The 25,374-nt window shown below is 64.9% G+C and carries 25 protein-coding genes; 11 read left to right on the plus strand and 14 right to left on the minus strand.

All coding sequences use genetic code 11. From position 1 onward, the window contains the following. Window positions 1-25: 25 nt before the first annotated feature. From RAD16_RS23765 to RAD16_RS23795, 7 genes are all read left to right on the plus strand, one after another. Window positions 26-1,561: an ABC transporter substrate-binding protein gene (locus RAD16_RS23765; RefSeq protein WP_458160270.1), complete on the plus strand. Its 1,536-nt coding sequence runs from the start codon at window positions 26-28 to the stop codon at window positions 1,559-1,561. A 7-nt stretch (window positions 1,562-1,568) separates the two neighbouring features. Beyond that, the gene (locus tag RAD16_RS23770) at window positions 1,569-2,519 is read left to right on the plus strand and encodes an ABC transporter permease (RefSeq protein WP_458160271.1); all 951 of its coding nucleotides are present in this window, start codon (window positions 1,569-1,571) and stop codon (window positions 2,517-2,519) included. After that, window positions 2,506-3,378, plus strand: coding sequence for an ABC transporter permease (locus RAD16_RS23775; protein ID WP_458160272.1), 873 nt, complete (start codon window positions 2,506-2,508; stop codon window positions 3,376-3,378). Before RAD16_RS23770 ends, RAD16_RS23775 begins: the two co-directional genes overlap by 14 nt. Next, window positions 3,375-4,367 carry an ABC transporter ATP-binding protein gene (locus tag RAD16_RS23780; RefSeq protein WP_458160273.1) on the plus strand — a complete coding sequence of 331 codons (993 nt, stop codon included), beginning with the start codon at window positions 3,375-3,377 and terminating at the stop codon, window positions 4,365-4,367. Before RAD16_RS23775 ends, RAD16_RS23780 begins: the two co-directional genes overlap by 4 nt. Continuing rightward, window positions 4,364-5,335 (plus strand): ABC transporter ATP-binding protein, encoded by a 972-nt coding sequence (locus tag RAD16_RS23785; RefSeq protein ID WP_458160274.1) that lies wholly within the window; start codon window positions 4,364-4,366, stop codon window positions 5,333-5,335. Before RAD16_RS23780 ends, RAD16_RS23785 begins: the two co-directional genes overlap by 4 nt. An 81-nt stretch (window positions 5,336-5,416) precedes the next feature. Then, the gene (locus RAD16_RS23790; protein ID WP_458160275.1) at window positions 5,417-6,484 is read left to right on the plus strand and encodes an alcohol dehydrogenase; all 1,068 of its coding nucleotides are present in this window, start codon (window positions 5,417-5,419) and stop codon (window positions 6,482-6,484) included. 137 nt (window positions 6,485-6,621) lie between these two features. Beyond that, window positions 6,622-7,701 carry an isocitrate/isopropylmalate dehydrogenase family protein gene (locus RAD16_RS23795; RefSeq protein ID WP_458160276.1) on the plus strand — a complete coding sequence of 360 codons (1,080 nt, stop codon included), beginning with the start codon at window positions 6,622-6,624 and terminating at the stop codon, window positions 7,699-7,701. A gap of 105 nt (window positions 7,702-7,806) precedes the next feature. On the opposite strand, the gene RAD16_RS23800 is transcribed toward RAD16_RS23795, so the two are convergent. The 5 genes from RAD16_RS23800 to RAD16_RS23820 form a co-directional block, all read right to left on the minus strand. Then, window positions 7,807-8,091 carry a hypothetical protein gene (locus tag RAD16_RS23800; protein ID WP_458160277.1) on the minus strand — a complete coding sequence of 95 codons (285 nt, stop codon included), beginning with the start codon at window positions 8,089-8,091 and terminating at the stop codon, window positions 7,807-7,809. 294 nt (window positions 8,092-8,385) lie between these two features. Further along, window positions 8,386-9,207 carry an enoyl-CoA hydratase gene (locus RAD16_RS23805; protein WP_458160278.1) on the minus strand — a complete coding sequence of 274 codons (822 nt, stop codon included), beginning with the start codon at window positions 9,205-9,207 and terminating at the stop codon, window positions 8,386-8,388. Window positions 9,208-9,319: 112 nt separating this feature from the next. Then, entirely contained in the window at window positions 9,320-10,666 is a 1,347-nt protein-coding gene (locus RAD16_RS23810) for a L,D-transpeptidase family protein (protein WP_458160279.1), read from the minus strand. A 409-nt stretch (window positions 10,667-11,075) separates the two neighbouring features. Next, window positions 11,076-11,447 (minus strand): helix-turn-helix domain-containing protein, encoded by a 372-nt coding sequence (locus RAD16_RS23815; protein ID WP_164938811.1) that lies wholly within the window; start codon window positions 11,445-11,447, stop codon window positions 11,076-11,078. 29 nt (window positions 11,448-11,476) lie between these two features. Next, window positions 11,477-12,526, minus strand: a complete 1,050-nt coding sequence (locus RAD16_RS23820; protein WP_458160280.1) for a LysR family transcriptional regulator — start codon at window positions 12,524-12,526, stop codon at window positions 11,477-11,479. A gap of 493 nt (window positions 12,527-13,019) precedes the next feature. On the opposite strand from RAD16_RS23820, the gene RAD16_RS23825 reads away from it, so the two are divergent. Beyond that, complete coding sequence (locus RAD16_RS23825) at window positions 13,020-13,286, plus strand: hypothetical protein (RefSeq protein ID WP_326897087.1); 267 nt, start codon at window positions 13,020-13,022, stop codon at window positions 13,284-13,286. Between the two features lie 202 nt (window positions 13,287-13,488). Next, window positions 13,489-14,220: a cytochrome c biogenesis CcdA family protein gene (locus tag RAD16_RS23830; RefSeq protein ID WP_458160281.1), complete on the plus strand. Its 732-nt coding sequence runs from the start codon at window positions 13,489-13,491 to the stop codon at window positions 14,218-14,220. Between the two features lie 86 nt (window positions 14,221-14,306). Here the strand turns inward: RAD16_RS23830 and RAD16_RS23835 are convergent, their stop codons facing one another. The 8 genes from RAD16_RS23835 to RAD16_RS23870 form a co-directional block, all read right to left on the minus strand. Further along, the gene (locus RAD16_RS23835; RefSeq protein WP_458160282.1) at window positions 14,307-15,104 is read right to left on the minus strand and encodes an SDR family NAD(P)-dependent oxidoreductase; all 798 of its coding nucleotides are present in this window, start codon (window positions 15,102-15,104) and stop codon (window positions 14,307-14,309) included. A 92-nt stretch (window positions 15,105-15,196) separates the two neighbouring features. Beyond that, window positions 15,197-16,114 (minus strand): MBL fold metallo-hydrolase, encoded by a 918-nt coding sequence (locus tag RAD16_RS23840; RefSeq protein WP_458160283.1) that lies wholly within the window; start codon window positions 16,112-16,114, stop codon window positions 15,197-15,199. Between the two features lie 91 nt (window positions 16,115-16,205). After that, window positions 16,206-17,411 (minus strand): NAD(P)/FAD-dependent oxidoreductase, encoded by a 1,206-nt coding sequence (locus RAD16_RS23845; RefSeq protein ID WP_458160284.1) that lies wholly within the window; start codon window positions 17,409-17,411, stop codon window positions 16,206-16,208. A 125-nt stretch (window positions 17,412-17,536) separates the two neighbouring features. Further along, window positions 17,537-17,827 carry a hypothetical protein gene (locus RAD16_RS23850; protein WP_458160285.1) on the minus strand — a complete coding sequence of 97 codons (291 nt, stop codon included), beginning with the start codon at window positions 17,825-17,827 and terminating at the stop codon, window positions 17,537-17,539. A gap of 97 nt (window positions 17,828-17,924) precedes the next feature. After that, window positions 17,925-18,884 carry a helix-turn-helix domain-containing protein gene (locus RAD16_RS23855; RefSeq protein WP_458160286.1) on the minus strand — a complete coding sequence of 320 codons (960 nt, stop codon included), beginning with the start codon at window positions 18,882-18,884 and terminating at the stop codon, window positions 17,925-17,927. A gap of 288 nt (window positions 18,885-19,172) precedes the next feature. Further along, on the minus strand, window positions 19,173-20,306 hold the full coding sequence (locus RAD16_RS23860) for a mandelate racemase/muconate lactonizing enzyme family protein (protein WP_458160287.1): 1,134 nt from the start codon (window positions 20,304-20,306) through the stop codon (window positions 19,173-19,175). A 15-nt stretch (window positions 20,307-20,321) separates the two neighbouring features. Beyond that, window positions 20,322-21,830 carry a sensor histidine kinase gene (locus RAD16_RS23865; RefSeq protein ID WP_458160288.1) on the minus strand — a complete coding sequence of 503 codons (1,509 nt, stop codon included), beginning with the start codon at window positions 21,828-21,830 and terminating at the stop codon, window positions 20,322-20,324. Window positions 21,831-22,127: 297 nt separating this feature from the next. After that, on the minus strand, window positions 22,128-22,472 hold the full coding sequence (locus RAD16_RS23870) for a DUF1236 domain-containing protein (protein ID WP_458160289.1): 345 nt from the start codon (window positions 22,470-22,472) through the stop codon (window positions 22,128-22,130). Window positions 22,473-22,611: 139 nt separating this feature from the next. Here RAD16_RS23870 and RAD16_RS23875 point away from each other — a divergent pair, with 139 nt between their 5' ends. Continuing rightward, entirely contained in the window at window positions 22,612-22,845 is a 234-nt protein-coding gene (locus RAD16_RS23875; protein ID WP_458160290.1) for a hypothetical protein, read from the plus strand. A 152-nt stretch (window positions 22,846-22,997) separates the two neighbouring features. On the opposite strand, the gene RAD16_RS23880 is transcribed toward RAD16_RS23875, so the two are convergent. After that, complete coding sequence (locus RAD16_RS23880; protein WP_458160291.1) at window positions 22,998-24,272, minus strand: serine hydrolase domain-containing protein; 1,275 nt, start codon at window positions 24,270-24,272, stop codon at window positions 22,998-23,000. Between the two features lie 183 nt (window positions 24,273-24,455). On the opposite strand from RAD16_RS23880, the gene RAD16_RS23885 reads away from it, so the two are divergent. After that, window positions 24,456-25,373 (plus strand): intradiol ring-cleavage dioxygenase, encoded by a 918-nt coding sequence (locus RAD16_RS23885; RefSeq protein WP_458160292.1) that lies wholly within the window; start codon window positions 24,456-24,458, stop codon window positions 25,371-25,373. Window position 25,374: the final 1 nt, after the last annotated feature.

The raw sequence follows: 25,374 nt of genomic DNA on the forward strand, positions 1-25,374 counted from the left end.
CGGACGAGGGATCCCGGGAGGAACCATGACGAAGATTGCTGCCGCAGCGCGCAATTGCGCGCCGATTTTCCTTGTTGCGGCATTTGCGCTTGTCTCGCCTGCGCAGGCGCAAAAATCGGGCGGCAGCATCACCGTCGGCCAGGAGATGGACATTTCGGGCTTCGACCCGCTCAAGGTCGGCGTCTACGACACCTCGACCAACACCGCTGCGGCTGCGATCTTCGACACGTTGACCACGCTCGACGACAAGGGCGAGGCTGCGCCAAAGCTCGCGGTGTCCTGGACGCATTCCGACGACTACAAGACCTGGACCTTCAAGCTGCGCGAGGGCGTGAAATTCCACGACGGCACGCCGTTCAATGCGCAGGCCTTCAAGGAGAATTTTGACCGGCAGAAGGATCCCGCCAACAAGTGCCGCTGCGCCTTCTACATCAGCAACGTCAAGGAGGTGCTGGCGCCGGACGAATACACTGTCGTCTACAATCTGACCGATCCCTCAGTGAACCTGCCGGCGACGAACACCATCCAGAGCTCCAACAACGTCATTCATTCGCCGACGGCCTGGAAAACCAGGGGCGCCGATTACAATCGCAATCCCGTCGGCACCGGTCCCTACATCGTGAAATCATGGACCGCCGGCGACCGCATGGTGCTGGAGAAGAACCCGGACTACTGGAACAAGGGCCGACCCTATCTCGACCGCATCATCCTGAAGCCGCTGCCCGACGCGCAGTCGCGGTTTGCCTCGCTGCAATCGGGCGAGGCCGACATCATCTGGGACGACGAGAACGACGCCGATAACATCATGAAGGCGCAGAAGGATCCCAAGCTCACCGTGCACACCTACAAGGGCTCGGGCGCGCAGGTCTACGCCTTCAACACCAAGGTCGCGCCGTTCGACGACGTTCGCGTCCGCCAGGCGCTGGTGATGTCGATCGACCGCCCGAAGATGTCGCAAGCGATCAGCAACGGCCTGAGCCGGCCCGCGAGCAATCCTTATGGCGATGGCTCCTGGGTCAAGTGCAAGGACGACGGCGCGCTGCCGTTCGACCTCGAGAAGGCCAAGGCGCTGCTCAAGGATTACGGCAAGCCGGTCGAGTTCAAGATGCTGGTGACCGCGACGCCGCGCGGCCGCATGATCGGCCAGGTGCTGCAGCAATTCTGGAAGCGCGCCGGCGCCAACATGGAGATCGAGCAGGTCGACCAGGCCACGATTCCGCCGCGCGCCTTCACGCGTCAGTTCCAGCTCGTGCCTTGGCGCATCGTCGATCTCGCCGACCCCGATCCGCAGATGTATGCCAACTTCCGCAGCGGCAGCCCGCTCGCGCTCTCCAATTTCGCCGATCCGGAGCTGGACCGGTTGCTCGACCACTCCCGCGTCACCGCTGATCCCGCGGCACGCACCGAGGATTATTGCGCGATCAGCCGCCTGATCAACAAGGAGGCGATCTGGTTCTGGACCTTCCAGAATACGTATTATGCGCTGTCGAGCGCCAAGCTGAAGGGTTTTCCAAAGATCTACAACGGCGTGATCGACGTCTCGACCACCTGGCTGGAATGATCGCGAGATGCTGATTTTCGTCGTGCGGCGGCTGCTTGCCATCCTGCCGGTTTTGCTTGCGGTCTCGCTGCTCACTTTCCTGATCGCCTCGCTGCTCCCGGGCGATCTCGCCTATGTCATTCTCGGCGACCAGGCAACGCCGGAGAATGTTGCCGCGCTCCGTCATGACATGGGGCTCGATCAGCCGCTGTGGTGGCGTTACCTGAGCTGGCTCGGGCACGTATTGCAGGGCGATCTCGGCCGCTCCTTCCGCACCGGGCAGACGGTGCTGCAGGCGGTGGCCGAACGCATTCCGGTCTCGCTGCAACTGATGCTGATGGCCGAGCTCATCGGCCTCCTGATCGGCGTTCCCGTCGCGATCGCCTGCGCGGCGCGCGCCGGCGGCGCGTTCGACCGCTTCATGACCGGCAGCGCCTTCGCCATGTTGTCGATGCCGTCCTTCCTGATGGCGATCCTGCTGATCTACCTGTTCGCGGTCGAGCTGCACTGGCTGCCGGCGACCGGCTATGTGCCGTTCACCGAGGAGCCGCTCAATAATTTGCGCTTCTTCGTGCTGCCGGCGCTGACGCTGGCCCTCGCCGAATGGCCGGGCATCATGCGGGTGCTGCGCTCCGACATGATCGCGACCCTGCAGGAGGACTATATCGCGCTCGCCAAGGCCAAAGGCTTGAAACCCGCGCGCATCCTGTTCGTGCACGCCCTCAAGCCTTCGTCGCTGACGCTGGTGACGGTGACGGGCATCAATATCGGCCGTCTGCTCGGCGGTACGCTGATCGTGGAGACGATCTTTGCGTTGCCGGGCATCGGCCGGCTGCTGGTCGGCGCGATCTACACCCGCGACCTCGTCATCTTGCAGGGCGTGGTGCTGCTGGTCGCCTGCGGCTTCGTCATCGTCAATTTCATCGTCGACATGCTCTACGCCGTGCTCGATCCGAGGATCCGCCATGGCCACGCTTGAGCTGTCGATGCAGGACGAGGCGACGGCCGCCCCCAGCCGCCGCAAACGCAGGCTCGGCCTGCTGTTCTGGATCGCGAGCGTCTGGCTCGCGGTCATCCTTGCGCTCGCCATCCTCGCGCCGGTGCTGCCGCTGCAGAACCCTGTCGACATGGACATGCTTGAGCGCCGCGCCGCGTTCTCCACCGAGCACTGGCTCGGCACCGACGGCCTCGGCCGCGACGAGCTCGCCCGGCTGATCTTTGGCGCGCGCGTGTCGCTCACGGTAGGGCTGATCGCACCGATGATCGGGCTGACGTTCGGCGGCGCGCTGGGCCTGCTCGCCGGCTATTTCCGCGGCCGGTTCGAGACACTGGTGGTCGGCAGCATGGATGTGCTGCTCGCCTTTCCACCGCTGATCTTCGCGCTCGCGGTGACCGCCTATCTCGGCCAGTCGATTCCCAATCTCACCATCATCCTCGGCATGCTTGGCATTCCCGCCTTCATGCGGGTGGCGCGCGCGGCGACGCTGACCCTGGCGCGGCGCGAGTTCGTCATCGCGGCCGAAGCCCTTGGCGCCAGCCATGCGCGCATCCTGCTGCGCGAGCTGCTGCCGAACGTGATCCTGCCGCTGCTGGCGTTCTTCCTGCTCGGTGTCGCCGTCACCATCGTGGTCGAGGGCGCGCTGTCCTTCCTCGGCCTCGGTGTGCCGCCGCCGATGGCGAGCTGGGGCAGCATGATCGGCGAGGGCCGCGACAGCCTCGACGTCGCGCCTCGGCTCGCCTTCCTGCCGGCGGCCGGGCTGTTCCTGACCGTGCTGGCGTTCAACCTCGTCGGCGACACCATGCGGGCACTGACCGACCCGCGTCAGGGGGCGCTGTGAGCAAGCCGCTCCTGACCATCGAGGACGTCGCGGTCGAGCTGCCGACCCCGCGCGGGAACCTGCGCGCCGTCGATCATGTCGATCTCTCGCTGGAGGCCGGCCGCACGCTCGGCATCGTCGGTGAGTCCGGCTGCGGCAAGACCATGCTGTCGCGCGCGGTGCTGCAATTGCTGCCGAAGAAGGCGAAGCTCACGGGCCGCGTCATGTTCGACGGCGAGGATCTGGTGCGGCTCGATGCGGAGCGCTTGCGGCGCCTGCGTGGGCGCGACCTCGCGGTCGTGTTCCAGGACCCCATGACTTCGCTCAATCCGGTGCTCACCATCGGTACCCAGTTGATGGAGACGATCCAGGAGCATCTCGAGCTCGATGCACCTGCCGCTAAGAAGCGCAGCATCGAGCTGCTCGCCGCCGTCGGCATCCCGGCGCCGGAGCAGCGGCTCGCGCAATATCCGCATCAATGTTCCGGCGGCATGCGCCAGCGCATCGCAATTGCCATCGCGCTGTCCTGCGAGCCGAAGCTGCTGATCGCGGACGAGCCGACCACAGCGCTCGACGTCACCATCCAGGCGCAAATCCTCGATCTGCTCGCGCGCGAGCAGCGCCGCCGTCACATGGCGATGATCATCATCACCCATGATCTCGGCGTCGTCGCCGGCCGCGCCGATGAGGTCGCGGTGATGTATGCGGGCAGGGTGGTCGAGCGTGCGCCGACGCAGGCGTTGTTCAAGCGGATGCACATGCCCTACACCGAGGCGCTGCTGGCGGCGATCCCGAAGCTCGAGACCGCGCCGCATACACCGCTGCCCGCGATCTCCGGCCGTCCGCCCGATCCGACCCGCCCGCTGAAGGGCTGTTCCTTTGCGCCGCGGTGCCGCTATGCCGCAGGGCGTTGCCATGAGACGAAACCCGAGCTGAAGGGAGCGGAGATGCCCGATCATCTCTATGCCTGCTTCCATCCGATCCAGATGGCCGAGGGGATCGGCGCATGATGCAACTGGCCGCGCGCAAAGAGCCGCTTCTGAATGTCGACAATCTCGTCGTCGAATATGGTCTCGGCAGCAGGACGGTGCACGCCGTCTCCGGGGTCAGCCTGAAGGTTGCGCGGGGCGAGACGCTGGGGCTGGTCGGCGAGTCCGGCTGCGGCAAGTCGACGCTGGGGCGCGCGGTGCTGCAATTGCGTCGCGCCAAAAGTGGCCGCGTGATGTTTGACGGCGAGGACCTCACCGCGATGGAAGGCGAGGCGCTGCGAAAAATGCGCCGCCGCGTGCAGCTGATCTTCCAGGATCCGATCGCCTCGCTCAATCCGCGCCGGCGTATCGGCGATATCGTGGCCGAGCCGCTGATCATCGCCAGCGTCAAGGATGCCGCCGAGCGCAAGCGCAGGGTTTACGACGTGCTCTCTGCGGTTGGGCTCGACCCCGATCTCGTATCGGGGCGGTTGCCGCACGAATTCTCCGGCGGGCAGTGCCAGCGCATCTGCATCGCGCGCTCGCTGGTGCTCAATCCCGAATTCATCGTCTGCGACGAGCCGGTCTCCGCCCTCGACGTCTCCATTCGTGCGCAGATCCTCAATCTGCTGGAGGAGATGAAGACGCGCTTCGGCCTGACGCTGCTGTTCATCGCGCACGACCTTGCGGTGGTCAAAGCGGTTAGCGATCGCGTCGCGGTGATGTATCTTGGCCGGCTCTGCGAGGTCGGGCCGTCGGAGCAATTGTTCGCTAGACCTGCGCATCCCTATACCGCGCTGCTGCTGCAGGCCATCCCGGTGCCCGATCCCGACGTGCGTCCCGCCGAGAGTGTGGCGACCGGTGAGCCGCCATCGCCGATTGCACCGCCGTCCGGTTGCCGCTTCCGCACCCGCTGCCCTCGCGCCGATCAGCGATGCAGCGCGGAGATACCGGAGTTGCGCGAGGTCGCGCCCGGCCAGTTCGCCGCTTGTCACCATCCGCTGGCCTGAATTAAGACCGCTGTGCGGGTTTGTCTCGCCCCGCTGCCCGTGGCATGGTGACGTGACGACAAGTATGCCGGGAGAACGCCGATGAAGAGTTTCAAGGTCGCCGATTTCAAGGCACCGCTGCAGGAGTTCGACGAGGCCACGCCGCAGCCGTCGGGCACGCAGGTGCTGATCAAGGTGAAGGCCGCCGGCGTCTGCCACAGCGACCTCCACATCTGGGAGGGCGGCTACGATCTCGGCCACGGCCGCAAGCCGCTGTCGCTGAAGGACCGCGGCATCAATCTGCCGCTGACCATGGGCCACGAGACCGTCGGCGAGGTCCTCGCGTTCGGTCCCGACGTCAAGCCGACCGACCAGCGCGATCTCAAGCTCGGCGACGTCGGCCTGGTCTATCCCTGGATCGGCTGCGGCAAGTGCGCCACGTGTCTCGCGGGTGACGAGAACATGTGCCTGACGCCGCGCTCGCTCGGCGTCTATTGCGACGGCGGCTATTCCGATCACATGCTGGTGCCGCATCCGCGCTATCTGCTCAATTTGAAGGGGCTCGATCCCGCCACGACCGCGCCCTATGCCTGCTCGGGCGTGACCACCTACAGCGCGCTGAAGAAGGTCGAGCAGCATTTCGACACCCCGATCGTGATGTTCGGCGCCGGTGGTCTCGGCCTGATGGCGCTGTCGCTGCTGAAAGCGATGGGCGGCAAGGGCGCGATCATGGTCGACATCGACGCCAGGAAGCGCGAGGCCGCAGAGAAGGCCGGCGCGCTCGCGACCATCGACCCCAAGGCGCCGGATGCACTGGAACAGCTTGGCAAGAAGGCGGGCGGTCCGATCCGCGCCGTGATCGATCTCGTCGGCAATGCCGCAACGACGCAGCTCGGGTTCGACTGCCTGACCAAGGGCGGCAAGCTCGTGATCGTCGGCCTGTTCGGCGGCGGCGCGACCTGGGCGCTGCCGCTGATCCCGATCAAGGCGGTGACGATCCAGGGCAGCTATGTCGGCAATCTGCGCGAGACGCAGGAGCTGCTCGACCTCGTGCGCGCGAAGAACGTCGCGCCGATCCCGGTGACGAAGGCGCCGCTCAACAAGGCCAACGACGCGCTGGTGCAATTGCAGCAGGGCGCGGTGGTCGGGCGCACGGTGCTGACGCCGTAATCATTTTTTCTCTCCTCCGTCATTGCGAGGAGCGAAGCGACGAAGCAATCCAGAATGTTTCCGCAGATGCAGTTCTGGATTGCTTCGCTTCGCTCGCAATGACGACTCGGCTGGCTCCCCTTCTTGAGGCCTCTTACATGTCCGCGAACAACGCCTTCCACATTGCCGTGCTCGCCGGTGACGGCATCGGTCCCGAAGTCATGGCGCCGGCCATCGAGGTGCTGCGCAAGATCGAGCAGAAATCGGGCCTGAGCTTCCGCTTCACCGAGGCGCCGGCCGGCGCCAACAATTATCTCGCCACCGGCAAGTCGATGCCGGATTCAACCATCAAGCTGTGCGAGGAGGCGGACGCGATCCTGCTCGGGGCCTGCGGCCTGCCGTCGGTGCGCTACCCCGATAACACCGAGATCGCGCCGCAGATCGAGCTGCGCTTCATCTTCGATCTCTATGCCGGCGTGCGTCCGGCGCGGCTGATCCCGGGTGTGCCGAGCCCGATTGTCGGCGCGGACAAGCGCGGCATCGATCTCGTGGTGATCCGCGAATCCACCGAAGGCCTGTTCGCCTCGATGGGCAAGGGTGTCGTCACGCACGAGGACGCGCGCGAGACCATGGTGATCACGCGCAGGACGTCCGAGCGCCTGTTCGAGCTTTCGTTCCGCCTCGCCGAGCGGCGCAAGGCGCGCGGCAAGCCGGGCGCGCTGACCTGCGTCGACAAGGCGAACGTGTTCAAGGCGTTTGCGTTCTTCCGCGGCATTTTCGACGAGATCGAGAAGAAGCATCCGGGCGTGAAGACCGATCGCCTTTATGTCGATGCCTGCTCGGCGATGCTTGTCAAGCGCCCCTGGGATTTCGACGTGATGGTGATGGAGAACATGTTCGGCGATATCGTCTCCGACATCACCGCGAGCCTGATCGGTGGCCTCGGCATGGCGCCGTCGGCCGACATCGGCGACAAATACGCCGTGTTCCAGCCCTGCCACGGCACCGCGCCCGACATCATGGGGCAGGGCAAGGCCAATCCGACCGGCATGATCCTGTCGGCCGCGATGATGCTGGACTGGCTCGCCGACAAGCACGGCGTCGAGAGCGCGGCCGAAGCCGGCGAGACGATCGAGCGCGCGGTCGATCAGGTCTATGCCGGCGGCATCAAGCCGATGGAGTTCGGCGGCAGCAACGGCACGGCGGATATCACGAAAGCCGTGCTCGCGGCGCTGTAGTCTGCGTTTCTTCACCTCTCCCCGCTTGCGGGGCGAGGGAGCGCACGGTCCGAGTGGTGATCACAAACGCTTATGAAAAAGGGGCCTTCCGGCCCCTTTCGTGATTCACCAGCGGTGCCAGTGGCGGTGGCCCCAGCCCCACGGGCGCGGGCCGCCATAGTACCGGCGAGGGCCGCCGTAATAGCCATAGGCGCCGTAATAGTTCGGGCGCCACCAGCAGCGGCCCCAGGCGTTGCAGACCATCCGCACCTGATCGACATTCGCGGCCGGGCCGCCTGCGACCTTATCGGCCTGCGGGATGCCATTCGGCATCGCCGCGAGCGCCGAACCCGAGGCCAGCGCAGCGCCGCCCAGGGTAGCCAGACCAAGAACAGCAAAGCTGAGTTTCATCGCAATCTCCTCCATTGGTGGCGGGAGAACTTGCGGCGGATCAGTTGGTTGCTACCGCGATGCGAACGGCAAAGGAATTTAATCTTCCTGAATTTCTGTTCACGCCGGCTGATCTCAGAAGTTCCGGGTGACGATGTTCAACGCCGCCAGAACTCTCTCCATCCCGTCGTTGCGAGCGCAGCGAAGCAATCCAGAATCCTTCCGCGGAGGAAGTCTGAATTGCTTCGTCGCTGCGCTCCTCGCAATGACGTGGTGAGAGGAGCGCGCTCGCAATGATGAGCAACGACGCTGCCCTCACTTCCCCTGGAACTGCGGCTTGCGCTTTTCCATGAAGGCTTGCCGGCCCTCGCGGAAATCCGCGCTGTCCATGCAGGCTGTGCCGACCGCCCTGATCGCTTCCATGTCGCGCTGGCTCTCGTCTTTCAGCACCTGCGCGATGGTGATCTTCGCGGCCTTGATCGCGAGCGGGGCGTTCTCGGAGATGGTCTGCGCAATCGTCATGGTCTCACCCCAGAGCTCGTCGACCGGGAACACGCGCTCGACCAGGCCGATGCGCAGTGCCTCGGCGGACTCGATGCGCATGCCCGTGTACATCAGGAGCCGCGCCCAGGACGGGCCGACCAGCGACACCAGGTGCTTCAAGCCGTCATAGCCATAGGCGATGCCGAGCCTGGCCGCGGGGATGCCGAACTGGCTGCCATACGCGGCGAGGCGGATATCGGCGAGCATCGCGACCTGCATGCCGCCGCCGAGGCAAAACCCCTCGATGCAGGCAATGGTCGGCTTGGGATAGTCGGCGAGCAGCGCGCGTTGGGCGGCGCTGCGCTTGGCATATTCCTCGGACGCCGCCGCGTTGTGGCGTGTCTTCTCGAACTGGCTGATGTCGGCCCCTGACACGAACGCCTTGCCGCCGGCACCGCGCAGGATCACGACGCGCACCGCATCATCGTCGCGCAAGGCCGTCAGCGCTTCGCCAAAGCCCTCCCACATCTCCAGCGACATCGCATTGCGCTTGTCGGGATTGTTGAAGGTGACGACGCCGACGCCGTCAACGACGTGCTTGAGGATCTTGCCGTCGGCGTAGGGTGTTCCGGTCGTGCTGAAAATGTCGGGCATCGCGCGCTCGCTGGTCATTGGCGAGCGCAATGTGCGGCCGGGCCGCGGCCCTGGTCAATCGCGGCGAGGGAGGCGGCTTTGCATCCGCCTGTGCCGCGATTGCATGGCGCGCCTACTGTGCCATATGCGCGGTCAGCGGATGGCCGGCGGCCTTGCCGAAGAACGCCGCCTCCTCGGCGGTCGCCTCGAGCAACTGCTCGTCCTGGTTATAGACGTCGTTGCGGAACTGGATGGCCTGGTCCCTGGTCATCCAGGCCGTGAGGTAGATCCAGGCCACCGGCACCTTCTTCGCCATGGTGACCTCGAGATGCTGGCCGCTTGCGATCTCCGCGTCGATCGCGGCGCGGCTCCATTTCGGCTGGTCCTTGAGCAGCCAGGCGGCGAGATCGCGCACATTGTCCACGCGCGAGCAGCCGTGGGAGTCGAAGCGGTAGTCGTCGCTGAACAGATTGCGCTGGTTGGTGTCGTGCATGTAGACCGAATAGGCGTTCGGCATGTCGATCTTGACAGCACCGAGCGCGTTGAAGGTGCCGTTCTGCTGACGCACGGTGAAGTTCGGCGTGTGCGTGCCCGACCAGTCGACCGAATGCGGATCGATCGGATTGTCGTGGGCGTCGAGCACGTCCATGTGCATGCGCGCCAGGTAGGTCGGGTCTTTGCGCATATGCGCGGAGATCTCGGTCTTGGCGATCGAGGAGGGGACAGTCCAGGTCGGATTGAGCACGACGCTGGTGATCTGCGCCGTCAGCGTCGGCGAGGGCTTTTCGGTCTTGCCGACGATGACGCGATAGCGGCGAACCACCACGTCGTTCTCGACCGCCTCGGCGAAGGCGGCGGGGATGTTGACCACGACATAACGCTGGCCGAAGCCGAAATTCATGTTCTCGAGCCGCTCCAGCGAAGCCTCGAGTTGCCGGATGCGCTTCTGCACGGAGACGTTCATCGCCGCGAGCGTGCGCGGCGTCACCGTGCCGGTCGGCGCCAATCCATGGCGGGCCTGGAAGCGCTTCACGGCGTCCGCGAGATCCTGGTCGAAGGCGCCGCTCGCCTTGTCGGCGGCGAGGTCGCCGGAGATGATGAGCCGCTTGCGCAACAGATCGTCATTGGCGCCCTGGACGCCGAGCGCGAATTTTGCATCCGCCGGGATGGTCGGCCAGCCGCCGCGCACCGCGAGGTCGGAATAGCTCAGCGCGGCATCCTTGATGCGTTGGGCCGAGCCTTCGTCGTAGGTCGGCTCGTGCGTCATCGCGAGCGCGGCGGCCGAGCGGCCCTCCGGCGTCGAGGCTGAACCTGGCGCGGCAGCTTTCGGCGCAGGCGCATGGGCCGGGTTCGCCGCTGATGGCACCGTGCCTGATGTCGCTGGCTTGGGCCCGGCCTGGCCGATGGTCTCTGTCTGCGCCAGCGCGGAGGCGCTTGCGAGCAGGCCGACGGCAATGATCATCGCATGGCGTTTCGACATCTGTCCCATCTTCCCCTTGAGGACGAGGCCCGGGCGGGCACTCGCATTGGCAATTCCCGGCCGCCGCGCCGCGGGCACCGATTCGCAAAATCGGCGGAAAACTAGGGCACCAATGTTGAGGTCACATTAAGCACGGCGAATCAAAAACTCCGCGCGTCACGTGCGGAGATTCTCATTAGGTCGCTGCAGGGGTGGGATGGGTTCGCAAAATCCGCGACGAATGGCGGCCAAACGGCCGAGAAAAACACCCAAGAAAACCAGACAAGAAAAAAGGGCGGCCAAGCCGCCCCGAGGAAGGCCGCGCGCACGCGCGCCAGCCCATATCTGATCCCGTCGGTCTAGTCCAATCCGGCCGCGCCCCCGCGACGCGGCGGATTGAACATCGGCCGTCAAGGCCAGAGCGACGATCTCAGTCTTCGTTCGCTGCGATCGATTCCATCAACGAGACGAGCTGACGCTGCACCGTCTGGTCCTTGATCTTGCTGTAGGCGCGCAGAAGGCGGAGGCTGAAGGCCGAGTCGAGGAACAGCAGGCTCTCGACTTCGCGCGCCTTGTTGTCGCCGTCGTAGAAGAAGGTCACCGGCACGTCGAGGGCGGAGGCGATCTGCTGAAGCCGAGCCGCGCCGACGCGATTGACGCCTTTCTCGTATTTCTGGACCTGCTGGAAGCTGACGCCGAGCTTCTCACCGAGCTCAGCCTGCGAGATCTTCATCTCGACGCGCCGCAGACGGATGCGCTTGCCAAGCTCGATGTCCGGCTTGCCGGCGCTGCGCTGCTTCATTCTCTTCGCCGCTGCTTTCATTTTAGTTTTCACCTTTGTTCTTCGGTTGAAAATCCCCCGAAGAGCTGGGTCAGGGGTTCGCCCATATACGAGTCCTTGAATTCATGCGGATGCACGAACTCTTCCTTAAACCACGGGAAGCGAGCCGGATTGAAAGCCTCGATCAGCCAGTCAATCATGTGCCGCACGCGGGGAATCCGGCCGCTACCGGGATGGTAGGACAACCAGATATCCAGCGGTCGGTTCAATTCGACCTCCAGTGGAATCAACTTCCCGCCAAGCGCAATGGCGTAGCTCGGGAATACGCCGATTCCGGCGCCGTTCGCGACCGCCCAGTAGTTGGCGCTCGAGACGTTGGTCTTCATGACCAGAAGGTCACGCTCCTGAACGCCCGGGAAGAAGCTCTCAAATGTTTCCTTGGCGGCGAGCTGGTCGGCGAATTGCAGCACCAGGCGATGCTTGATCAATTCGTGGGCCGAACGCGGTGTGCCGCATTTCTCAAGGTATTTTTCCGAAGCCCAGAACATCAGATGCATGCGGCCGAGCCGCACCAGCTTGACGTCGAGCGCGGAGGGACGCGACAGGTGGATGGCAACGTCGGCCTCGTGGCGGGAGACGTCGGCTGAGCGCATCGCGCAGTGGAGATCGACCAGGACCTTCGGATAGGCCTGCTGGAATTCGACCAGCCGCGGGGCGAGCCAGAACGTGCCCAGGCCCTCGGTCACGGCGACGCGGACCTCGCCGGACAGCGCGTTGGCGGTCGAATCGCTGGTGCGCAGCACGTCGAAGGCTGCCGCCTCCATGCGCTCGACCGCGGAGACCACCATCGCGCCCTCATCGGTCAGATGCGTGCCGTGGACGTCGCGAGTGAACAGAGTGGTGCCGGTCTGGCGTTCGAAATCGTCGATGCGACGGCGGACGGCGTTGATGGACAACGACAGGCGTTCAGCCGCCGAGCGAAAACTTCCGCATCGGACGACTTCCAGAAATATTCGGGCCGCATCCCAATCGGAGAGGCTGCTCAGATTTGTCTTTGGGCGTTCCTCCAGTGGAACGCCCCTTTCCGCCAAGGAGTGCATACAAGTCCTCTCGGTCCGTTAAACTGGCAGAATCTGGCGCAAACCACAACCACGACGGGTTGGGGAATGACGAGTTTTGAACGTCATCCTTTACTACCGCGTGGGTGGTATATTGGTGCCGCCGGAAGTGGGAATAAGGCTGGGAATCGGGCAGTTTATTGCCCGTTGAGGGGTGTCGCGTGAGGTCCGTTGCGAGCCTTGAAATGGCTGCGGGATTGTCGGCGTTGTCCGCACTGGACGCCCTCGCGAGAGAGGCGCTGCTGCCTTCTTCGTTGGATCAATCACGGCGCGCGAGGCGTTTTGCCTCCGGTTGCTCGTCCGATCGCCGCCAACGCAACGGCGCGATGGTCGCAAAAACCGCGGTTTCAGCGCGGAAACGCACTGAAATCATGTTCAAGGGCGCAGGAGCCTCATGCTATCCTCGGCATTCCATGGGGGCCGAGGGGATCACCACAAACACGTCTCGCAGGCCGAATTAACGGAAAGAACGCCGGTGTCGCATTCAGACGAACAGTTGCAGTCGGTGCTGGAAACGCTCGAGGGCTGCCGCAGGGCGCTTAACGAGATGAACAGCCGTGAGTCGGCCGAACTGCTGTCCATCGTCATTCTCGACGTACGGATGAAGCTCAAAGGAATTGACGGCGCCGATCTCAAGGCGCTGTGCGACGAAATGTTGCGGAGCGCTGGAAGCGAACCGCAGCCCCCCTCCAAGCAGACGCAGGACCAGCCCCGGCGTCCGCTGCTCCGCGTGGTGAAGTAGCCACGCCGCCGAGTCTCGCTTTTTGGCGAGATTTGTGCGCGTCCCGATGCCGCATCTGTGATTGCAGACGGCATCGGGAGGAGCCCTGGTTTTGTGCGCCTCTGTTGCGCATTCCCCGGCATCGGCTACACCAGAGCCGTTCGGCTCCGGCGCGCGCATCCCAGCGCGTGGCCAACGGGCCTGAGATGGCTCCGACTGCACCATGCAAAATGTTTCGATCCCGGCGGCGCTGATTGCCGGCCTCGTCAGCTTCCTCTCCCCTTGTGTCCTGCCGCTGGTTCCGCCCTATTTGATCTATCTCACGGGCGCGACGATCGAGCATGTCGAGAGCGACGAGGAGGCCGCCGCCTCCAAGCGTGCGATCATGATGTCGGCGCTGCTGTTCGTGCTCGGCTTCTCCACGGTGTTCGTGGCGCTCGGCGCCAGCGCCTCGCTGATCGGCGGGCTGATCCGCGCCTGGTCGGCCGAGCTCTCGATCCTCGCCGGCATCGTCATCATCATCATGGGGCTGCACTTCCTCGGCCTGACCCGCATCGGCCTGTTGATGCGCGAGGGCCGGATGCCGATCCCCAAGCCCGTCGGCCTCTGGGGCGCCTACATCATGGGCCTCGCCTTCGCCTTCGGCTGGACGCCCTGTATCGGCCCGATCCTGGCCGCGATCCTCTCGATCGCCGCGGCGGAGGCCACCGTGACGAAGGGCGCGGGCCTGCTCGCGGTCTATTCGGCGGGCCTCGGCATTCCCTTCCTGATCGCGGCGCTGATGATCGAGCAGTTCTCAAAGCTGTTCGCGCGCATGAAGGGCCATCTCGCCAATGTCGAGCGCGCCATGGGCGTGTTGATGGTGATCACCGGCATCGGCTTTCTCACCGGCGCCGTCTCGAATGTGAGCATCTGGCTGCTCGAGACGTTCCCGGCGCTGCAGACGATCGGTTAGATTGTGCGTATTGGTCGCGGCGGCTTCCGCTTCGCGATCGGAAGCGGAAGCAACTGAGGCCGGGACCGCACCAGGCTGCGCGAGACTCAAGCCAGTCCCAAGCCGCCATCGACGGCGAGAACCTGGCCGGTCAGCCATCGCGAGGCGGGACCGGCAAGCTGAACGATCCACTCGGCGACGTCTTCGGGAACGCCGCGCCGACGGAGCGGGATCCGCGTCCGCTCTTCTTCCTTGACCGCCTCCGCCTGTGCCGCAGACAGGCCCATCATCCCGGTCAAGGCGCCCGATTCCGTGGGGCCGGCAGCGACCGCATTCACTCTGATTCCGAGCGGTGCGAGTTCGAGTGCCCAGCAACGGGTGAGGTGCTCCAGCGCCGCCTTGCTGGCGGCGTAGTGGGATAACCCCGCTGCCGGCCGGTGACCGAAGGTCGAGGAAATGTTGATGATGGTGCCCTGTGCCGCCTTCAGATGAGGAAGTGCAGCGCGGGCCAGCAGGCTCGGGCCGACCACGTTGACGGCGAAGATGTCTGCGATCCGATCGGGCGCCACATCCGACAATGGAAGGATGGCTCCCGCGCCGGCATTGTTGACGAGCGCATCGAGTCGCTCCCATTTGTTGATCGCCGCATCGATGGTCCGCCTCGCGTCGTCAGCGGATGCCGTGTCCGCAACGATGCCCGCGATATTCCGATGCTCCGCCATCGTTTGCTCGATCGGGCCGGCGCGGCGGCCGGTGATGAGCACTTTGTCGCCCTGATTGGCGAAACGCAGCGCGGCCGCCCGGCCGATACCGGAACTGCCGCCTGTTATGATGATGACTTTTTCGTTCTGCATGTCGTTCGATGTGTTGCGCCGGGCAAAGCGCCGAAGCGGGCGATGAACCATCGCCTTGGCCTTGCCGGCTTCGTGGGTACAAGAGGCTGAACCAGGGCGCGCACGTATCAACGCCCGCGCCCTGGCTTAACTTCATCAAGCGGTCAGTAGTCCCAGAACACCGGCACCCAGCGGAAGGCGTCGCCATCGACCGCGACGCGTCCGACCGACGGGAACGGCAAATGGGTGGCCACCAGCATCTCGCCGGTCGCGGCAAGCTCCCGCAAGAGGTTGACACGAACGCGCGCGGCTTCCTCGGGATCGTGCTCGAAGCCGTTGTACCAGTCGGGTTGCTCGAATCCGACGGCAAACACGGCATCGCCGGCGAATGTCAGCGCGTCGCCGCCGGACGCCACGCGAACCACGCTGTGCCCGGGGGTATGACCGCCGGTGCGACGGGCGACCACGCCGGGCGCAATCTCGTGCGTCTCATCGAATGTGCGCAGTTGACTGCCGTACTCCTTCACGAATTGCCTGGCGGTCGCCCGGAGCGCATCCGGAAAACCCTGCGGCATGTTGGTGTGGGTGAAGTCGGGCGCTTCCCAGAACTTGACCTCGGCGGCCGCCACGTGGATGCGCAGATCCTTGCGCAGCCGCTGCTTCACGCCGTCGACGAGCAGGCCGCCGATATGGTCCATGTGCATATGGGTCAGCACCAGATCGGTCACGGTCGACAGATCGATACCGGCGGCCTCCAGTCGCTTGATCAACTGGCCGGCCCGCGGCAGGTGCAGGTCAGGATCGGATCCGAGGCCGGCATCGATGAGGATGGTCTTGCCGCCGCTCTTGACCATGACGGCATTCAGCGCCCAGTCGAAAGCATCCTGCGGCAGGAACATGTCGTGCAGCCAGGCCGCGCGCTCGGCCGGGGCCGCATTGTGCGCCAGCATCGTGGTCGGCAGCGGCAGCACGCCGTCGCTGACCACGAGCACGTCGATATCGCCGATCTTGACCGCATAGCGCGACGGAACGAGCTCTTCGGGTCCCGACGCCACGGGATGTGACGGATTGTGCAGATTCATGTTCGTCTCCTGGTTCATGATAGTGGCCCCGGCAGGTTCTGGTTGAACGGGCCGCGCAGCCGGGAGTGCGCGGCCGTGATCGTTTCGTGCGTCAGAGATCGGTGACACGCTCCGGATCGGCCGAGGCGAGCGCTGCGGCGCGCTCGGCCTTCGGTGGGTAGATCCAGACGGTGTTGATCTCCTGCTTGGTCTTCTTGGCGACGTCGCCGACCATCTCGACCTCGCGCTCCCAGCCGCGCGTGAACAGCGCGCCGGCTTCGCCGAGGTCGAGGCAGGTCACATAGGCCTTCTGGTGATAGGGCCTTGTGGGAACGCCGAGCAGCTCGGCTGCGGCGTTGTTGCCGGCAAAGGCGCCCATGCGGGTGGCGTGCTGGCACGACATCAGCGCGTAATTGCCGTCGTCGTCGCAGGCCGCGCGGGCGGCATCGCCGGTGGCGAAGACGCCGACCACACCCGGCACGCGCAGATCGCGATCGACCAGCAGCCGGCCGAAATTGTCGCGCTCGGCGGGAATCTGCGCCGTCAACGGCGCGGCGCGAATGCCTGCGGCCCAGATCACGGTCTCGGTCTCGATATGCTCGCCGGTCGACAGCGTGACACCGGATTTATCGAGCGAGGCGACGCCGGCGCCGAGCCGTGTCTCCACGCCGAGCTTGTTCAGCGCGTCCGCGATCACGGGGCGGGGACCTTCGCCCATGTCTGGAGCAATTGCGCTGTTGCGCTCGACGATGATCACGCGCGTTTTGGAATCCTTGCCGAAGATCTTGCGAAGGCGCGTGGGCAATTCGGTCGCTGCCTCGATGCCGGTGAAGCCGCCGCCGGCGACGACCACCGTGTCGCGGCCGTTCACAGCCGGCCGGTCGGCGAGACCGTGCAGATGCTTGTCCAACGCGATCGCGTCGTCGAGCGAGTCGACGCTGAAACCGTGCTCGGCGAGGCCGGGAATGTTGGGGCGGAACAGGCGGCTGCCGGTGGCGATCACCAGGCGGTCGTAGGACAGGGTTTTCTTTGTGCCTTTTGCAGTCGTGACCTGCACCGTCCGTGCCTCGGTGTTGACGGTCTCGGCGCTGCCCTGGATGTAGTCGACGTCGATCGCCCTGAGGACGTCGAGCAGCGGCGCCGTCAGGGTTTCCGGCTTCGGCTCATAGAGCCGCGGGCGGACCACCAGCGTCGGCTCCGGCGCGATCAGCGCGATCTCGAGATCTTCGGGGGAGGCGCCCTGGATGTCGCGCAGGCGGGCGGCGGAGAGGGCGGCGTACATGCCGGCGAAGCCGGCGCCAATGATGAGCAGTCGCATGTGGTTCACTCCTGAGTTGGTTCTGGATCGGGTTGGTTTGCGCGCGGCATCGCCGCCGCTCGATGCGAGCGGAGCCGTTGCGGTCGACGATGACGCAGAGAGGTAAGACGGAGACGGCCGGGCCGTTACGGCGCGGTGCAGTTCGGTAGCGAAGACAAGAGCGCGGGGCCTTCACAGGCGGCGCGGCAGCTTCGCGGGCCCAACGGCCAGCCGCGCAGGGCGACCGGCATCGTCGGTCTGTTGGGCCAGCTACGATCAATCAGGATCGACGTCGCGTGGCTGGCGCCTTGCGCGATCTGTGCCGGCGCTTCCTCGGCTGTCGGCGAGGTGAAGCGCACGGTCAGGGAGAGCCCGTACACGAGCGCTGTCGAGACGGCTTTCCGTCGTGGTGCAATCGCAAGAGATTTCCAGTCCATCGTTCGTCTCCGTCCGCGTGGTGCGATGCTGCAATGTCTAGCGAACCAGATCGTCGACTGCCCCAGAGCGATTGCCGTCGCTATCGCGCGATTGCTGTCAACGGACGCGCCTGCGCCAATCACTCGGCGTTTCGCCCATCAGCTTCTTGAAGGCGGCGGCGAAGGCGGTCTGGGAGGAATAGCCAAGGGTCGCAGCGATCGAGGCCATTGTTTCATCGCTCTCCCGGAGCATGTTCATGGCCTGCTCGAGCCGGTGCTGGCGCAGCCAGCCGTGCGGCGAAAGCCCGGTGCTCTCCTTGAAGGCGCGGCAGAAATGGAAGCGCGACAGGCCGGCATCGGACGCAAGCGCCGAGAGCGAGACGTCCGCATCGCTGTCCGAACGCAGGCGCTCGATCGCCCGGCGCAGGATCGCCGGTGAAAGCCCGCCGATGATCGGCTGCGGCGTGGCCGCAACGCCGGCGTGGGCGGCGAGCAGGCGCGTGGCGAGAAGATCGGTCAATTGCTGCCTGAACAGCGTGTCCAGTGCGGCGCTGCCGTCGAGTGCGTCGGCAGCGCTCAGCAGAAGACGGGACGTGATGGCGTCGGGATGACCGGTTCTCTCCAGCAGATCGTCAGGGCCTGCCGTGTTGGCCTCATCGGCGATCCGCAGCAGCGTCCGCTGCGGAAGATAGAGCTGAACGACATGCATGGGCCGGTGAATGTCCCATCGCGACGTCGAGCCCGCCGGGATGATCGTCACGACGCCTGGACGCGCTGTGCTGATGGCGGCCGATTTGCCGCTGCGCCGCTCCAGCGCCTGCGAGCCGACGGGATATGTCATGATGACGTGATCGGCCATGGGTTCGACCACGTCGTGCAACGGCTCGTGCTTCCAATAGGCGATGGCGCCGCTCTGGGAATCGGAGGCCATGCGAAGCGGCTGCGTCTTGAGCACCCGCGCCATCTCCGCGTCGGCGGCGCGCAGTTCGGGCGTCGAGCCGTCGTTGGGCTGTGCGGATGGTGGTGACGGCAAGCCCTTGTGCGAGGGATCGCGCATGAGTGCGGTGCTCCCGGTCATTTCATGGAATCTCCTGATCGCATCGAGCTTCAAATCAGGCGCCCGTATCTGTACGGGTCGGCGCGTGTTCTATGCGGTGCAAGGACGAAGCGTCTTTCCTGAAGCGGCCGTGCTTTGTCCGATCCTGCTTCGGGCAGGACGCGTGATTTCGTAAACGCACGCTGGGCGGGCTGCGCTGATATGGAATGGAGACGCGGGTAGACGACTTTCGACAAAGCCTGTGGCAAGCCGCCACACGTCTATCTCACGGGCAAGTCAGGAAAACTGCTCGATTGCCGATGACGTGCCTCAACTTGCGGCAAAGCGCGCGAGTGCCTCGAGATTGATCTCGATGCCGAGCCCCGGACCGTCGGGGATTCGCACGACGCCCTTGGCATGCTCGATCGGCTCTTTCAGGATCGCCTGCCGGATCGGATGTTCGGTGCGGTCGAATTCCAGCATCGGCTCGAGCGGCGCGAGCGAGGTCGGCGTGTGCGAGGGCAGCACCGCGAGAAGCTGCAGCGAGGCGGCGATCGCTACACCGGTGCCCCAGACATGCGGATTATAGCGAATGCCGAAGGCTTCGCTCATGTCGGCGATCTTCTTGCATTCGGAGAGGCCGCCGGCCGCGCAGGTGTCGGGCTGGGCGATATCGAGCGCATGCGAGGCGAACAGGTCGCGGAAGCCGAAGCGGGTGAATTCGCATTCGCCGCCGGCGACGGGGATCGTGAGCGCGGATTTCACCGCGCGATAGCCGGCGACGTCCTCGGGCGGCACCGGCTCTTCGAACCATCCGATGTCGCAGGGTTCGATCAGGCGGCCAAGCCGGATCGCCGCGACCGCGTCATAGGCATGGTTCGCATCGGCCATCAGCGCGACATCGCCGCCGATCGCCTCGCGCACCGCGCGCGTGACCGCAGCGTCCTCTTCGATGCCGAAGCCGACCTTCAGCTTCACGGCGCGAAATCCCTCCGCGACATAACCGGCCGCTTCCTCCGGCAGATATTTGAGCGGGTCGCCCGATTTGCGCCGGTAGAGCCCGGTCGCATAGGCCTGCACTTCGCGCCGCGCCGCGCCGCCAAGAAGCTGATGCGCGGGCACGCCAAAATGCTTGCCCTTGATATCCCACAGCGCGATGTCGATGCCGCTCAGCCCCTGGATCACGATGCCCTTCTGGCCGTGATCGCGCAGGCGCGCGTAGATCGTTTGCCACAAAACGTCGGTGCGCAGCGGGTCCTCACCGATCAGCCACGATGCGACACTATTGACCACAGAAGCCGTCATCCGCGCCGGCCCATAGCACTCCCCCCAGCCGGTCAGCCCCGCATCGGTCTCGATCTCGACCAGCATGGCAGTGCGGGTGTCGTACCAGGCGCGCGAATAGGCGAAGGGCTGCGAGAGCCTGGCTTCGAGGATGTGCGTGCGAATGTTGATGATCTTCATCGCTAGTCCCCTCGTCTATTGCGCCTCGTCCAAGGTCCAGGTCACCGTGCAGACGACGCCGCGCGGCAGGAAATCGACGGTCGCCTCGCCGCCGAGCTGGTCGCGGGCGCTGCGTTCGATCAGGCGCGAGCCGAAGCCGCGTCGCACCGGCTCCGTCACCGGCGGTCCGCCGATCTCGGTCCAGATCAGCCGCAGCCGTGGCTTCGGCGTGTCGGCGATGACGTCCCACTCCAGCGTCACCCGTCCGGTCTCGTTGGAGAGCGCGCCGTATTTCGCGGCGTTGGTGGCGATCTCGTGCACGATCATCGACAGCACCAAGGCAAGCCGCGGCGACAGCGGCACCGCTGGTCCGCTGATCCGGATGCGGTCGGGCGCATTGAGCAGGAAGGGCTGCAGCGCACGCGCGACGACGTCCTTCAGCTCGGAGCCCGCCCATTTCTCCTGACTGAGCAGATTATGCGCCTCCGCAAGTGCGCCGAGCCGTCCCTCGAATTTGGCGCGCTCGTCGCGGCTCGCGCTGCGGAAGGTCTGCACCGCGATGGCCTGCATCAAGGCCAGCGTGTTCTTGACGCGGTGGTTGAGCTCCTCGATCAGGAGATCGTGCAGCATCTCGCCGCGCGCGATCGTAGTTGCCATCCGCACTGCGAAGGTGAGGCCGACCAGCAGCAGGATGCCGCCGATCAGGCTGGTGATGGCGATGTTGCGCCAGAGCGGTGCGATCAGCGAGCTTTCGGGCACGCCCGCAGCCACCGTCCAGGCCGTGAGTTGCGACCGGGTGTAAGCGGACGCGAGCGCGACGCCATCGAGCGATATCGACGAGAGCGTCGCCTCGGGTGCGCGAAACATCTCCACGTAGAGCGAGGGCGAGGCGCGCTTGCCGAATGTCTCGCCGGGATTCGGCACGCGTGCGAACACGGTGCCCTTGGCGTCGAGCAGGGACACCGTCCATTGCTGGTCGGGCCGCTGCTTCTCGACCATCTCCTGGAAGATGCTGACCGGCGGACTGAAGCAGAGGTCGTAGATCACCTCGCCGTTGCGAAACACCGGCACTTCGACGGTCAGAACCTGCCGTCCATTGAGTGCGCCGGTGAACAGATCGGAATATTGCGGCGCCCTGGTCGCGAACACCTTCTCGACGATCTCGAGATTGCCCCGCGGCGGCAGGCTCGCGATGTCCTCCGTCGACGAGGAGAACAGCAGGCGGCCCTTGTGGTCGGAGATCAGCAACAGGCCGCCTTTGCCGTACTGGTCGAGAAAGCCGAGCGCGATGCGGCGGAAATTCGTGAAGTCGTCGTTGCGCAGCGAGTTCGTCAGCGCGAGCACCTGCAGGCTGCCGGTCATCCGCTGCACCTCGGAATCCAGCACCAGGCGCATGCTGCGCACGTTCTCCAGCACGCGGCGGGCCGCGTCGCTGCGATCCTGCTTGTAATGGTAGAACGCGATGCCGACCGCGAACACGATCATGGGCAGCGTCGTTCCCGCGACCAGGAGAGCGAGCCGGACCGGCAAAGTGAGCTTGGACAAACGCGGACGTCCCGGTTCCGGCGACGGCGCCGGATTATGATTTTGCGGAGAACCATATGGGCAGGACCTGCACCGCGCCATGATTTTCGCATGCGGCGAGAGGTCCGAAAGAGTTTTGCAGCGCAGTGCGGAAAGGCCTGCGCCTCAGCTCATGCTGATTGCGGTCAGCAGGAGGCACATGGCGTAGACGGCCGCCAGGCTCAACCCGGCGATCCGGGCCTCTCGATGCGATGTCATGCGGGCAGTTCCGGCAAGGGCGGCCGCCGTCACAGCGGCCGCCCGTCCGTCAGGTCCTGATCAATCGATTTCCTGAACGACAGTCCGCGTGCCGGGATCCACCAGCATCACGCGCTCGCCGGAATAGATATAGCGATACTGCGTCAGCGACGGGCCCCAGTCGGCCGGCACGGCTTCGAGCTCGACATCGGTCGGAACCGTCGCGCCGACGACGATCTTCTCCTTGGTCGTGACCGGGCGCAGATGATGCTCGGTGACGTAGGATTTGATCCGGGTGCGGTACTGCGGCTCGATCTGTACCGCGGCGGCATGACCGGTTCCGGTGGTGGTGGTCACGGTAGATTGCGCGAACGCGCCGGTCGAGATCATCAGTGTCGCGGCGGAAAGCAGAAACAGCTTTTTCATGTTGTCCTCCTCGGAACGATAAGCGCGGCGTCAACCTCTCATCTCGGACAGCGTTCCTGCTGCTTAGGAACAAATTGCTAGATTTTCCCGTTCGTGAATCGACCGGGCGCGGAACGCCCGGCAATTGGAGGAGGAGAGTATGAAGCTGAGGATCGCAACCGCAGCGCTGATGGTTGCTGCGTTTTCCATGCCGGCGTTCGCGGCCGACGAGTTCTACGTCGTCCAGGACGTCAAGACCAAGAAGTGCACGATCGTGGACAAGAGGCCGACGGATACATCCATGACCGTCGTCAGCCCGTCAGGCACGATCTACAAATCGCGCGCCGAGGCTGAAAGCGGCATGAAGACCGTCAAGGTCTGCACGTCGAACTGAGGAGGACGGCAATGCCAGTTCTGATTCTGTGGGCCGTGCCGGCCGTGCTGGTGATCGGCGGCGGCATCTACCTGATCGGTCATCTCCACTAGGCCGCAACGACAATGGGCCCCACGATGACGTGGAGCCCATTGCAACAAATGTTAGGAAGCTCAGAGATTGCTCTCGGTGATCGCCGCATAGACCATGCTGCGCAGCTCGCGGCGGAGCGGATAGGCGCTCGACGGCAGAACCTGCGTCATGAAGATGGTGATCAGCTCCTCGGCCGGATCGATCCAGAACGAGGTGGTGGCCGCGCCGCCCCAATTATATTCGCCGGGGCTGCCGGCGATCAGCGTCTCGGCCGGGCGCGTGGTCACGGCGAAGCCGAGGCCGAAGCCGATGCCGTTATAGGCCGCCTCCGAGAACAGCGAGCGTGACACTTCAGGCAGCGCGCGGCCGCCCGGAATGTGGTTGCTCGTCATCAAGGCCAGCGTCTTCGGACCGATCAGCCTGACGCCGCCGAGCTCGCCGCCGTTGAGCAGGGCGCGGCAGAAGGTGAGATAGTCGGCCACGGTCGAGCACAGTCCGCCGCCGCCGGAGATGAAGGCGGGCGGGGTGAGGAACGAGCTCGTGGCCGGATCGTCCTGGAGCGTCAGCCCCTTGCGGCGCTGGCCGGCATGGAAGGTCATGCCGCCACCGGGATCGGCCGAATAGCAGGCTGCGAAACGATGCGCTTTCGAGGCCGGCACGTGAAAATCGGTGTCGGTCATGCCGAGCGGATCGAGAATGCGCTGCTTGAGGAACTGTTCGAACGGCATTCCCGAGATCTTGCCGACGAGATAGCCGACCACGTCGGTTGCGACCGAATAGTTCCAGGCCTCGCCCGGCGAGAACTCAAGCGGGATCTTTGCCAGGCCTTCGATCATGCTCTGGAGCGTGCCTGATTTCTCGACCTCGCCGATCTTTTCGCTGCGATAGGCGGCGTCGACATTGGAGCGCTGCTGGAAGCCGTAGGTGAGGCCGGCGGTGTGACGCAAGAGGTCGACGATCAGCATCGGCCGGGACGGCGGCCGGGTCAGGAAGGCCGGGGCGGTGCCGGCGATGAACACGCCGAGATCCTTCCACTCCGGAATGTATTTGGCGACCGGCTCGTCGATCGCGACGAGGCCTTCCTCGACCAGCATCATGAAGGCGACGCTGGTGAGCGGCTTGGTCATGGAATAGATGCGGTAGATGGTGTCGTCCTTGACCGGCGCCTTGCGCTCGACGTCGGCAAAGCCCTGCACCGAACTGTGGGCGATCTTGCCGCGGCGAAAGACCAGCAGATGCGTGCCCGGGAAGCGGCCGGCATCGATGTACCGGTTCTTCAGGTGCGCATCGACGCGGTCGAGCGCGGCCTTGGACATGCCGACGGATTCGGGCGAGGCGGGGGCAGGGGCGAGCATCAGTTCCTCCGGGCAGTTTCTCGAAAAGGTGATAGCCAAATGGCGGCCTCATTCCAAGCCGGTCGCGCTTAACGCGAGGCCGCCCGTTGGTGTAGTCTCCAGTCTGGAACGCCTCCAGGGCGACCCAAGGGAGACCCAAGGGATCCCGGCGGGGCCAACGAGAAAACGCAGGGCAAACGCACCATGACCCAGTTCAACGAGACCGAACTCACCGAAGCCGTCGTCAGCAGCTTCGATCAGACGCCCAACCCGCGGGCGAAATTCCTGCTCCAGGAATTGGTGAAGTCGCTGCACGATTACGTGAGCAAGACCGGTCTCACCTTCGAGGAATGGGAGTATGCGATCGACTTCCTGACCCGCACCGGCCAGAAATGCACCGACACCCGCCAGGAGTTCATCCTGCTGTCCGACGTGCTCGGCGTTTCCATGCTGGTCGACGCGGTCAACCACCGGGACCGCGACGGCGCCACCGAGACCACGGTGCTCGGGCCGTTCTATGTCGGCGAGCACAAGGTGACCGCGCACGGCACCGACATCTCCCCGAACAATCTCACGGGCGAGCGGATGTTCGTGCAGAGTCGCGTCACCGACCTGAAGGGCAAGCCGCTCGCGAATGTCCCCGTCGACGTCTGGCATGCCGATGATGACGGCTTCTATGATTCACAGAAGGCCAATTATGACGAGGTGGGCGCCTCGGCGCGGGCGCGCTTCATCACCGACAGCGACGGCCGCTTCTTCTTCCGCACGATATTGCCGTGCAGCTACCCGATCCCGACCGATGGCCCCGTCGGCGAGATGATCGTGCAGACCAACCGGCATCCGATGCGCCCGGCGCATGTTCACTTCCTGGTCAATGCGAAGGGCTATGAGCCGCTGATCACCCACGTCTTCATGGACGGCGACAAATATCTCGATTCCGACGTCGTGTTCGGGGTCAAGGACGAACTCGTCGCCAAGGTCGAGCCGCGCAACGATGCGGCGATGCCCGATGGCACCAAGGCGAGCGGGCAGTGGCACCTGATGACTTACGAATTCCACCTCAAGCCCGGCGGCGGCATGGCGCCGAAACCGCTGGGGACGAAGGCGGCGGAGCCGGCGTGAG

This window comes from Bradyrhizobium sp. 18BD (assembly GCF_054185225.1).